Below are 12,463 nucleotides of genomic sequence, written 5' to 3'. Positions count from 1 at the left end.
CGAATTCATCCCCCATTACCAGCAAATGTTTTTTAAAGATAAAATAACGATTGTGATAAGTTCAGTGCATTGTCGTCGGTATTATGGTTATAAAGAGAAATAAAACCTTATTTTTGCGCATATTAATAAGCAAAATCGTTCTTTTACCTGAACGAAATAACAATTAACAGGCGAATCTTCAGGCAATGAATAATAATATCCATCCTATCAAACCCATGCGCTACTATAAGCCAACCATCATCAGTATTTTTGTAGTTACCTTTTTGTTAAGTGGCTGCATTCCTCAAAAAGAGTACATATTATTGCAGGATAAGAGCACAAAAGGAAATTATGAAAATCCCTTTGGCCCGGGCACTAACATCACCGATAAGTATTTTTTGATGCCCAACGACTACTTATTCATCAATGTTTCAACCCCGGATCCAAAGCTATCGGAGTTTTTCAACCAATCGAGCAGCAGTGGAGGCGGTAACGCGCAACGCAATCAGAATTTTTTCTATTACCAGATCGATGACTCCATGAACATCGACTTCCCTTACGTGGGTAAGATTAATCTGGCGGGCTGTAATGTGAAAATGGGGAAAACACGGGTACAGGAAGCCCTGAAACCTTTCCTAAAGGAATATAACCTCACGTTTAAACTGGCTTCCAACACCTTTACCGCCTTGGGCGAATTCCGAAAGCAAGGGGTACAGACCATGCAAAAGGAGCAAGTCACCATATTTGAAGCTGTGGCCATGGCCGGAGGGACAACCCCTTTTGGTAAAAAGCGAAAGATGAAGCTGGTGCGTCAGCTGCCCGACGGTCCGGTTACCTACGAGGTGGATCTGACCGATAAAAACATCGTCAATTCGGAGTATTACTATATCTACCCCAACGACCTTTTGTACGTCCGTCCGATGCGCGCCAAACAGCTGGGCATTGGCGAATCCTTTTCACTGGGGCTGATCACCACCGCTCTGGCCCTTTACCTGACCCTTGATGCTATTATTAAATAAATTTTATGCTGCCTCAATCACATCCCTCGCAAGGCAACAACTCGCCTTTTAATATCGATATAAAACGTTTTATTCAAGACTTACTGCATTTCTGGTGGCTCTTTGCCATCACCATACCGCTGAGTCTGTTTGTGGTTTTTATGATACACCGCTATGTACATCCGGTCTATCGCACCACCATTACCCTGCTGATGGAGGAACGGGGTGATGTGATGCCTAACAAAGACCTGATGCAGGGTTTTGGACTGACCCCGGGACAGCGCAGCATCGATAATCAGGTGGCCATACTCACCTCGTGGGACGTGGTGCAACAAACCATCGACCGGCTGGATTTTCACGTCAGCTATTTTGCCGAAGGGCGCCTGAAAAACACCGAGATGTACCGCAATACCAATTACCACATTGAGTTTGACTCCACCTACCCGCAGCTGCTCAATACACCCATCTACATACTACCGCTCAACGAGCGACAGTGCAAGGTATTGGTCAATACTGAGAAGATGAGCAGCACCCACGTGTACAAAGGAGAACGTGAAGGCAGCACCGTGGGCCCAATCCAGTATGAAGCCACCGTAACCTACAACGAAATGGTGACCACCCCCTGGGCCTCTTTTAAGATTGTACCCCGTAGCACGCATTACAACAGTGGTACTGAGCAGTACTTTGTATTTAACCATCCACGACAGCTGGCTGCCAGTTTTAAGAGCCGATTGATAGCGCAACCGCCCCGCGAAGGTTCTTCCATCATACGGGTGTCTGTCACCGGCAGAAACAACGAAAAAAACCAGGTCTTCCTTAATGAACTGGCCAGCGTATTCATTGCCAATAACCTAAAACAGAAAAACCTCATTGCCACCAATACCATAGACTTTATCAGTCAGCAATTGCTGGTAATTGCCGACTCCCTGCAGTTGACCGGCTCAGAACTCAGTCAGTTCCGAACTAACAACCGCATACAAAGCGTATCGGCCAAGGCTGAGTACCTGTTTAGCGGCATGCAGGAGGTGGAGCAGAAATTGACGGAGCTGGAGATTAAGCGCAGCTATTTCTTATACCTGCAGAATTATTTCTCCGACGAAATTGATGAGAACAATGTGCTGGCACCGGCCATGTACGAGATGGAAAATACCATGTTGAGCGAACAGGTTAAGACCATTATCGATCTTAATTCACAGCGGCTGTCGCTGATAGGCTCTTACGGTGAGGCGGGTAACCTGGCCAACAAAGAGTTGGAAAACCAGATTGATATAGCCCGCAAAACCCTTTTGAAGACCATTGCCAGCCAGCTGAAGGTGTTTGAGGACAACCGCATCCGCCTGATGGCCGAGAAGGTACGAAATGAAAAGGAGCTATACAGCCTGCCCGAAACAGAGCGTCGGTTATTGGGTATTGAGCGGAAATTTGACTTGAGCAACGAGGTATATACTTATCTGCTTCGTAAGCAATCGGAGGCACAGATACAGAAGGCCTCCAATACACCCGATCATCAGGTACTGGAAAGCGCCCGTTTTGCCGGACAGGTATCCCCCAATAAAACAGGTAACAAACAAAAAGCCTTACTGCTGGGACTGATCATTCCGCTGGCTTTTTTAGCCCTGCGCCAGCTCCTTAACAACAAAGTAATTGACACCGAAGATATCGAGCGCATTACTTCCTTGCCCATTGTGGGTAATATTATTCATAATAGCAAAGAAGAGCACAACATTGTGGAGTCTCACCCCAAGTCGGTGGTGACCGAAACATTCAGGCGACTACGCACACGCATTGAGTTCATGAATAAAGGCGTTGCCTCACCCATTATTGGTGTATCTTCATCTATGCCGGGCGAAGGTAAAACCTTCTGTGCCCTTAACACAGCGGCTGCCTTTGCCCTCAGTGGCAAGAAAACGGCCCTACTGGGCTTTGACCTGCGTAAGCCCGGTTTAAATAAGATACTTGACATCAACAATAAAAAGGGTATCTCCAACTATCTGATAGGGCAAGTAGCTTACGAAGAAATACTGGTTCCTTCAGGACAGGAAAACCTGACTATATTACCCTCGGGTGATATCCCTCCTAACCCTTCGGAGCTGATCAGTGCCGCCAATACCAAAGCTTTTATGGATAGGTTAAAGGCCGACTTTGACATCATCATCATCGATACACCGCCCATGGGTATTGTGTCCGACCCCTATCTTCTGGCGCGGCATACTGATACCCTTATCTTTTTGGTACGGCAACAACATACGGTTAAATCGGTATTGGCACAAACCATAAAAAACATGCAGGAGGAAGATGTAAGTAATATCGGCATCTTACTAAACGACATACAAGTCAGACGCAACAAATATGGTTACGGCTATGGATACGGGTATGGCTATGGATACGGTCACGGATATTACGAAGAGTAGAAACGAATAAAGTAATGAAATGAAACAGATATTAATATTTTGTTGTGCGGCACTGTTAGCCGCTTGTTCAGTCCTGCAGAAGAAGCAAAAGCCACAACCAAAACCAAATGGACAAGTAGTATATGAGGTGGCACCTTACAAGGTGGATTGTACAGGTGTAGGTCCTATGAAATGCCTGCTGGTACGAAAATCTGAACAAGAACATTGGCAGTATTTTTATGCCCCCATCAAGGGATTTACTCACACCCCGGGTACTTCTTATACCGTTGCAATAAACACGCATAAAAGGTCAGACGTACCGGCCGATGCCTCCTCCATCAGCTATGAGCTAGCTGAGATCATTGACTCGGCTGCCTATTGTCCGCCGGCCCATGCTCTCTACGACATTTGGGGCGTAATGGATCTAAAGGGTCAAAAACCACTGTCGATGAACTGTGAGCTGACGCTGGAAATTAACCTGAATAACATGACGGTGATGGGCACAGCGGGCTGCAATCATTTTAAGGGTAAAATCAGCACTAGTGAGGGTAGTAATCGACTTTCCATAACAAAACTATCCACCACTAAAAAGATGTGCCCCTGCGCCGCTTTGGAAAGCAGCTATCTGAATGCACTTGAACAAGTGAATGCCTTTTTTAGATTTAATCAGGAGTTGTATTTGATGGCCAATGATGAAGTAGTGATCAAATGCCGCCGCATGGACTAATAGGGCGGCCACTCATGGCTCAGCTTCAAGATGTGGGGCACCATATAAAGCAACTTGTCAATGCATAGGGCTGCAAATTTCGAAGGAATTGACTGTGAATACCCCCACACGAAGCTTAGGGCGGTCACAGCATCCAAAAATACATGTATTTAGAACAAAACTTTACTCCGAAATTACAACGCAATCCCGTTAGGGATTGAATATGGATAGCCCGGTGTGAAGCACTGGGCAACAACAGACATCCCAAGACAACCGCAGCGCAGTTGAATAACAACAAAAAACAAAGCTTTAACAGATAACAGTACCCCCTTCATTGCTGATTTACGCAGCTTATCATTGCAAATAAAAAGGCTTGCAACACGGTGTTACAAGCCCTTTAATATTGTGTAAAAAATCTCTTTACATCAAGAAAGATAGTAATATACCCGCCGCTACGGCAGAACCGATAACGCCCGATACGTTGGGTGCCATGGCATGCATCAGCAGGTGGTTATTGGGATCGCTCTTTAAGCCTTCGTGCTGTACCACGCGAGCCGAGTCAGGAACAGCGGATACACCTGCTGCTCCAATCAGTGGATTGATCTTATTATCTCCCTTCAAAAACAAGTTCATCAGACGGGCAAAAATCAAACCTCCGGCGGTAGCTACCATAAAGGACACGGCACCCAAACCAAATATCTTCAATGAATCGGTGGTGAGGAAATAATCGGCCTGTGTAGAGGCACCCACGGTAATTCCCAGCAGAATGGTTACAATATTGATCATGGAGTTACGGGCTGTATCCGCCAGTCGCTCTGTAACACCCGACTCTTTCAGGAGATTACCAAAGAACAACATACCCAAAAGCGGCAAGGACGACGGTGATATGAAAGTCGTTAATAACAAGCCGATAATGGGAAACATAATCTTTTCTGTCTTGGACACGGCACGTGGTGGCTTCATCTTAATGGTACGCTCATGCTTGGGAATAATCAGGCGCATAATAGGCGGTTGAATAACCGGTACCAAAGCCATGTACGAATAAGCTGCGATGGCGATGGCACCCATGAGAGTAGGTGCGAGCTTTGACGACAGGAAAATCGCTGTAGGACCGTCAGCACCCCCGATAATACCAATGGCACCGGCCTCCTGTGGCGTAAAGCCAAGGGCTGAAGCCCCCAGGAAAGTGGCAAAAATACCCACCTGAGCTGCGGCTCCCAAAATCATCAGTTTGGGATTGGATATCAGGGATGAGAAATCCGTCATGGCGCCAATACCTAAAAATATCAAGGGCGGATAAACACCTTGCTGAACGCCAAAATACAGGTAATTCAGCACTGAGCCCTCTTCGTATAAACCGATTTTATAACCGGCTAAAAAAGGTATATTACCCAGAATAACGCCCGTACCAATGGGGATCAACAACAAAGGTTCGTAATCGTATTTAATGGCCAGATAAATGAAGAACAAACCGATTGCAATCATAATCAGATTGGTGTAATGCGCATTGGCAAAACCGGTGAAATTCCAAAACATTTCCAGCCCCTTTGATGCGTGATCCATAAAAGTATCTCCCGCCTCAGTACCGGCCGCCATGGCTTCGAAGCCGCCCCCGACAAACTGCAGACTAAACAAGATGGATAACACACCAAAAAGCGTGATAAGTCTTTTCATAATTAATTTTTAAACAATGGATATCACAAGCCGGAGCCTACTGTTCCATTTCAATTAATACATCGTTTTGTAACACAGCATCACCCACCGACACCTTTACCGAAGTAATGGTACCTTCCTTCTCGGCCAGCACGTTATTCTCCATCTTCATGGCTTCCATTACCAGCAGTGTATCGCCTTTTTTCACTACATCGCCTTCTTTCACCAATACTTTGAAGATGTTACCCGGCAGGGGTGCATTCACCTTAATGGTACCTCCACCCGCATTTTTCGTGATAAATCCTTCGCCCGGCTTACGCTGAATCTCTTTGCGCACCAGCTTAGGTGTTTTCACAGGTTTTTTTACGTCCTGATGTATTTCAACCTCATATTGAGTGCCATTCACTTCCATTTGAGCGATATTCTCCTCAAGATCCTTTAAGTGAACGTCGTATTTATTACCTCGAATGGTAAAACTAAATTTTTTCATGTCCTGCTATCTGGGGAAATTAACATTGTTAAAACTATACACTTTGGAGCTCCAGGGGGAGTAACGCTTACGTACCTCTTTAATGGTAATCACATTGCTCTCCTCATCGTGCATTTCATTAAAATACAGATGAATGGCCATTGCGATTGCCGCATTTGTCTCGCCCGTGATGGTCCAGGCATCGTCCGACTCGTCTTCCTTCACATTGTCCTTGTTCTTTTTACGCAGGGATCGTTTCAGGCTCCAGTTAAGAATTTTTGGAACCGTAAGAAACACCCCGATCAAGAATACCAGTGCCAGAAAGACGATGAACCATCCCAGAACGGTGATGGTCCAGGTCATTGAATCTACAATTAATAAGGTCATGGTACTTGATTTTACAATGGAATATTAGAATGTTTCTTGGGCGGATTCGTCACCTTCTTGGTCTGTAAGTTCTGGAAGGCACGTATCACTCTAAAGCGCGTGTTTCGGGGCTCTATCACATCGTCGATATAGCCATAGGAAGCTGCCTGATAGGGATTGGCAAAGGCCGTTTCATATTCTTCGGTTTTCTTCTGAACATACTCGGCTTTTTCCTCATCCGATTCGAGCTTGGCCACATTACGCCCCTCCAGCACCTCAATGGCACCCTTGGCGCCCATTACGGCAATCTCTGCCATGGGCCAGGCATAGTTAAAGTCGCCCCGCAGCTGCTTACACGACATCACATCGTGCGCTCCACCGTACGACTTGCGAATGGTTACCGTTACTTTGGGCACAGTGGCCTCACCATAGGCAAACATCAACTTGGCTCCATGAATAATGATACCGGCATATTCCTGTCCCGACCCGGGTAGAAAGCCCGGAACATCCACCAGTGTTAGAATGGGAATGTTAAAGGCATCGCACATCTGCACAAAACGGGCTGCTTTGCGGGAAGCATCGCAATCAAGTACTCCGGCCAGATAGTTGGGTTGATTGGCTACTACTCCCACGGACTGACCATCCATGCGGCAGAAGCCGGTGATAATATTTTTTGCATAGTTGCGGTGTACCTCCAAAAACTCCCCCTCATCGGCAATGGAAAAGATAATATCTTTCATGTCGTAAGGCAGGTTGGGGTTATCCGGCACTATGTCATTCAGGGCATCGTCAAGGCGGTCAATGGGATCGTGACACTCAAGTGCGGGTGCTTCTTCCATATTGTTTTGCGGCAGATAGGATACCAGCTTACGAATCAGTAAGAGACCTTCCTGCTCATCCTCAACCTTAAAATGTGCCACGCCCGATTTAGAAGCATGCACATCAGCGCCGCCCAGATCAGCCACTGTAATTTCTTCGCCGGTCACGGTTTTCACCACCTTAGGACCGGTTACAAACATGTATGACGATTCTTCAGTCATCATGATAAAATCAGTTAAGGCAGGCGAATACACAGCGCCACCGGCACAGGGGCCAAAAATAGCGGAAATCTGCGGTATTACACCCGATGCCAATATGTTACGCTCAAAGATCTCGGCGTATCCGGCCAGGGAGGTCACCCCCTCCTGAATACGTGCGCCGCCCGAGTCGTTGATACCGATAACGGGCGCACCTACCTTCATGGCCATGTCCATGATCTTACAGATCTTCTGGGCCATTGTTTCGGACAGTGAGCCGCCAAATACGGTAAAATCCTGGGCATATACATACACCACACGGCCATCGATGGTACCGTGTCCGGTAACCACACCATCGCCTAGAAATTTATTTTTCTCCATACCAAAATTGGTACAGCGATGCGTAACAAACATATCCAGCTCTTCAAAAGAGCCGTCATCGAGTAAGACTTCGATGCGCTCGCGGGCCGTCATTTTACCCTGGGCATGCTGCTTATCGATACGTTTTTCGCCTCCACCCAGCTTAGCATCTGAGCGGAGATCAATAAGTTTTTTAATTTTATCCTGAGTTGACATATAGAGTAGAGTAGTAATTAATAGTCAGAAAATGGATTACTTATTGGGGTCTTCGCAAAGCTCTGTTAAAACACCAAAGGTTGATTTTGGATGTAAGAAGCCAATATTTAAACCTTCTGCTCCTTTGCGGGGTGCCTTGTCAATCAAACGAACGCCTTGCTCCTCGGCAAAAGTTAATTTTTCGGCCAGGTTTTCAACGGCAAATGCCATGTGGTGAATACCCTCTCCTTTTTTCTCCAGAAATTTACCAATGGGTCCCTCAGGATCCGTTGACTCCAGCAACTCAATTTTGGTATCGCCCACCTTAAAGAAAGCCGTTTTCACCTTCTGGTCAGCTACTTCCTCAACGGCGTAACACTCTAAACCATAAACCTTCTCAAAAAAAGGAATGGCTTCCTTCAAATCTTTCACTGCAATCCCAATGTGCTCAATATGCGTTGGTTTCATCTTTAATAATTTATTGTTTAATAAAATGTTTCAGCAAATGTAAAAACTAATCAAAGCTAAACCTCATTTTTCGCCCTAAAAAAAGGTTGTTTTAAAACATATTAACCTTATAAATCTTGGTTAAATAATACTAAAATTAACTAAATAAGGAATATGCAATTCAACTATCGACCCAAACGAAGTTATTCAGACTAAGATGATCCTTCTTACAAATTGATAGATATACTGTATAAAATTGTGAGCAGAGTGATATTTAATCTTTCAAAACGCAAGCGAAAAGCTCAAAGTAGTTTTATATCAAAAGCCCACGCTGATTTATATCATAAACAGTGCTAACAAAAATCAGAAAACCCGGCAAGCGATCCGCCTGCCGGGTTTTTATAATAATGTAAGTAGGCCTTTATTATTTCAATACAATTTCATCGACAAACAGGTAGGCCGCTTTGCCCTTGCCACCATGCCACTGAGGCATCTCTTTCTCGGTGGTAGCGATAAGTTTCACATAACGTGCCTGCACGGGCTCAAACTTAAGCGTATGTGTTTTTATTCCATCCGCATCCTCTTTTGCCAAAGGCGCATAAGTGCGTGTAGCTACCGTGCGATATTCCTTACCATCGTCGGACACCTGAATCTCAAACTTACGCACATCAAATACCCAATCACCCTTCACCACATTGGTGGTGATAGAGGACTCGCGTATTTCAGTAGGGCGCTTCATATCAATTACTGCCTCTAAATCGTTGCCGCGAAAGGCAATCCAGCGACCTGTGCGGTAGTTGTTATTGCCCTGCAAACCATCTACCAAGGTGCTGATACCCTCATAGCTATACTGCTTATCTACAGGCTGTAATGCCTTAATAGGCTTGGTAGTTGCCTTGTTAAAAACGATATTTTCGCGCAACACACGACTGGCTCCGTCCTTGTGAAAAGTACGGGCACTGATGGAAGCATTTTTATTGATCTTCAGCACATCTTTGTAAACAGGCGAGTGCTTTACAGGAGCCGTACCATCCACCGTGTAATAAATAGGTCCATCAGTAAGGGCATTCAGGTGCACATCAATGGTTTCATCCTTAGCGTTGGGTGTAAAGGATGCCTCTATATCGTAGATGTGTTTGGCGTAGTTATAGCCTTCCAATTTATAAATCTCTATCAACTTCAGCAGACGCTGCAAGAAAGCCTCATAGTCCTTATGCTCGGGCTGCATCCACTGCACTTCGGCCAAAGCAGCCATGCGGGGCAATACCATAAACTGAGCATGTGAGAACACCGGCACATATTCGGTCCACAGGTTGGCCTGCGCCCCCAGAATATGCTTCTGCTGCTCGGCATTTAGCTTGGCCGGTACGGGCTCAAAGCTATACACACGACTCAGGGGCGAGTAGCCGCCAATGGCAAGGGGATCGCGTGCCACATCGGTGGATTGATAATGATCGAAATAGACGTGTGAGTTGGGCGTCATCACCACATCATGGCCCATCTGCGCCGCCTGAATACCGCCCTGCATGCCGCGCCACGACATCACCGTAGCGTTGGGCGCCAAACCGCCTTCGAGGATCTCGTCCCAGCCAATCATACGACGTCCCCGCTCGTTGATTACCTTCTCGGCATAGCTGATAAAATAGCTCTGCAAGCGCTCCTCGGCACTGTGTTCCTCATCGGCCTCCAGCCCCTGCTCTTTGATGCGTGCCTGACACTTCTCACATTTCGTCCAGCGCGTTTTGGGGCACTCATCGCCACCAATATGAATCATCTCCGAAGGAAACAGATCCATCACCTCATTGAGTACATCTTTTACGAAGGTGAGCGTTTTATCATTGCCCACGCAAAGCACATCATCTGAGATGCCCCACTGCGTCCACACCTCGTAGGGGCCACCGGTGCATCCCAGCTCAGGGTAAGAAGCCAGAGCCGCCAGCATGTGTCCGGGCATATCAATCTCCGGAATCACATTGATGTAACGCTTAGCTGCATAGGCCACCACTTCCTTAATATCTTCCTGAGTGTAATATCCGCCATAAGGCTCACCATCGTACACGCCGCTGTTACGACCAATTACCGTTTCTTTCCGTTTTGAACCAATCTCGGTGAGGCGTGGGTATTTCTTGATCTCAATGCGCCAGCCCTGATCCTCGCTCAGGTGCCAGTGAAAGTTATTAATGTTATGCAGTGCCAGCATGTCGATATAGGTCTTGATCTCCTCCACCGAAAACATATGACGTGCCACATCGAGCATCATACCCCGGTAGGCAAAACGAGGCGCATCCGCAATGCTGACAGCCGGCAATGACACCTGAGTGGCCTGCTGCACCGGAATGGCTTTGCGAAGGGTTTGGATACCATAGAAAACACCGGCTGCACTAGCTCCGGTAAGGATAACCCCCTGCTGAGCCACTGTTATTGTATAGCTTTCCGGCGCGTCCTCGTTGGCCTCCACACGCAGGGAGATAGCGTTTTTACTTCCTTTGGTCTTTGTTTTCAGACTTAATCCCGTTTGCTCCTTGATGTACTCGCTCAGGAAAGCCGCATTTTGCGCCAGCTGTGCATCATCGCCCGGATAGGTGATCACCGTTTTGGCGTTCATCACAAAGGCTTCGCCCCCCACCTCGTTAATAGTTTGTGGTAAGGGCACCACGCGGTAGTCAGCGGTTGTTTGTGCCTTTGTCTGCCCCATGAACAGGCCGGCCAATAAGGCGGCAAAGGCAAGAAAATGTTGTTTACGTATCATTTTTATTTATTGATTAATTGTTTTACTTTTTTATTCATTTCGTTCCAGGGTAAACGCAGTTAATTATTGATAAACCTCCCCACCTAAAATTCAGGACGGGAAAAAGTTCGGGGTTGTCGGCAACACGTTTCTCAGGTCGTATAGAAATCCTGTACAATCTTCTGCATCACACGGTTGGTGCGAATGGCCGAAGCCCCTGTGCTAACACACTCGCCTATGCCCTGCAGGGTCTCCACCACTTGTTTTATCAAGTTATACTGAATGTTTTCGGGATTGAGATAGGGATAATCAATCACATCACCATCCTTAAACAATACAATGGGTGTATGCTGAAAGCCGGAGAACTGAATCTTACCCTGAGTACCTACAATCTCAATAACATCTTCTTCAGTATTCTCAGAGCTCACAAAAGACCAGATGCCACTTCCCACCACACCATTTTCAAACTGCATGGAGGCACTCACGGTGTCCTCCACTTCGTAATACCCACCGCGATTGGCGGCTACACCAAACACAGTTTTGATAGGGCCAAACAGGAAATCGAGAAAGTCGAGCTGGTGCGATGCCAGATCATAGAATATACCCCCCCCGGAGTGCTGCGGCTGCAGTCGCCAGAAGGTATCCTGCCCCGTTTTTTCGTGGGGCCGCGCTGATCGTATCAGGCGCATATTCACATAAAGCATCTGACCAATCGTGCCTGCTTCCAACAGCTCTTTCACTTTTAAAAATCCGGGTAAAGTACGCCGGTAATAGGCTACAAACAGAGGCACCCCACAATGCTCACTACAGGCCAGCATCTGCTGTGCCTGGGCGTAGGTAGCTGCCATGGGCTTCTCCACATAAACCGCCTTGCCTGCTTCCATGGCTTTTATGGCATAATCGGCATGCGCCCCGGGAGGCGTAGCAATATAAATGGCATTAATATCGGGATGGTTAATTAAAGCATCGGCATCATTGGTCCAGATCGGTACATCATGACGCTCGGCGTAGGATCTGGCTTTTTCGGCATCGCGCCGCATCACCATCTGCAATGAACTACCTGCTACCTTATTAAAAGCAGGACCGCTTTTAACCTCAGTAACATTACCACAACCTATAATTCCCCATTTAATACGTTTGAGCATAGTGTACTTTT

General features: G+C 46.6%; 10 protein-coding genes. 3 read left to right on the top strand and 7 right to left on the bottom strand.

Features of this window, described 5'->3' with window-relative positions; translation table 11 throughout:
• Nucleotides 1–185 precede the first annotated feature (185 nt).
• The 3 genes from ACRD7A_RS03745 to ACRD7A_RS03735 are packed head-to-tail and all read left to right on the top strand — an operon-like array spanning nucleotide 186 to nucleotide 4,094.
• Nucleotides 186–998, top strand: coding sequence for a polysaccharide biosynthesis/export family protein (locus tag ACRD7A_RS03745; RefSeq protein ID WP_430810957.1), 813 nt, complete (start codon nucleotides 186–188; stop codon nucleotides 996–998).
• Nucleotides 999–1,003: 5 nt separating this feature from the next.
• Entirely contained in the window at nucleotides 1,004–3,388 is a 2,385-nt protein-coding gene (locus tag ACRD7A_RS03740) for an exopolysaccharide transport family protein (protein WP_430810956.1), read from the top strand.
• 19 nt (nucleotides 3,389–3,407) lie between these two features.
• A complete protein-coding gene (locus tag ACRD7A_RS03735) occupies nucleotides 3,408–4,094 on the top strand; it encodes a DUF4377 domain-containing protein (RefSeq protein ID WP_430810955.1) in 687 nt (228 codons plus the stop codon).
• Nucleotides 4,095–4,493: 399 nt separating this feature from the next.
• Here the strand turns inward: ACRD7A_RS03735 and ACRD7A_RS03730 are convergent, their stop codons facing one another.
• From ACRD7A_RS03730 to ACRD7A_RS03700, 7 genes are all read right to left on the bottom strand, one after another.
• Nucleotides 4,494–5,747: a sodium ion-translocating decarboxylase subunit beta gene (locus ACRD7A_RS03730; protein ID WP_430810954.1), complete on the bottom strand. Its 1,254-nt coding sequence runs from the start codon at nucleotides 5,745–5,747 to the stop codon at nucleotides 4,494–4,496.
• Nucleotides 5,748–5,784: 37 nt separating this feature from the next.
• Nucleotides 5,785–6,216, bottom strand: coding sequence for a biotin/lipoyl-containing protein (locus ACRD7A_RS03725; protein WP_430810953.1), 432 nt, complete (start codon nucleotides 6,214–6,216; stop codon nucleotides 5,785–5,787).
• Between the two features lie 6 nt (nucleotides 6,217–6,222).
• Entirely contained in the window at nucleotides 6,223–6,582 is a 360-nt protein-coding gene (locus ACRD7A_RS03720) for an OadG family protein (RefSeq protein ID WP_430810952.1), read from the bottom strand.
• An 11-nt stretch (nucleotides 6,583–6,593) separates the two neighbouring features.
• Complete coding sequence (locus ACRD7A_RS03715) at nucleotides 6,594–8,153, bottom strand: acyl-CoA carboxylase subunit beta (protein ID WP_430810951.1); 1,560 nt, start codon at nucleotides 8,151–8,153, stop codon at nucleotides 6,594–6,596.
• A 36-nt stretch (nucleotides 8,154–8,189) separates the two neighbouring features.
• Nucleotides 8,190–8,600 carry a methylmalonyl-CoA epimerase gene (gene mce / locus ACRD7A_RS03710; protein ID WP_430810950.1) on the bottom strand — a complete coding sequence of 137 codons (411 nt, stop codon included), beginning with the start codon at nucleotides 8,598–8,600 and terminating at the stop codon, nucleotides 8,190–8,192.
• 403 nt (nucleotides 8,601–9,003) lie between these two features.
• Nucleotides 9,004–11,328, bottom strand: coding sequence for a glycoside hydrolase family 20 protein (locus tag ACRD7A_RS03705; RefSeq protein ID WP_430810949.1), 2,325 nt, complete (start codon nucleotides 11,326–11,328; stop codon nucleotides 9,004–9,006).
• A gap of 131 nt (nucleotides 11,329–11,459) precedes the next feature.
• Nucleotides 11,460–12,452: a Gfo/Idh/MocA family protein gene (locus ACRD7A_RS03700; protein WP_430810948.1), complete on the bottom strand. Its 993-nt coding sequence runs from the start codon at nucleotides 12,450–12,452 to the stop codon at nucleotides 11,460–11,462.
• Nucleotides 12,453–12,463: the final 11 nt, after the last annotated feature.

The organism is Carboxylicivirga longa (assembly GCF_050589825.1).
Taxonomy (GTDB): Bacteria; Bacteroidota; Bacteroidia; order Bacteroidales; family Marinilabiliaceae; genus Carboxylicivirga; species Carboxylicivirga longa.
This window is presented reverse-complemented; position numbering and strand designations above follow the sequence as displayed.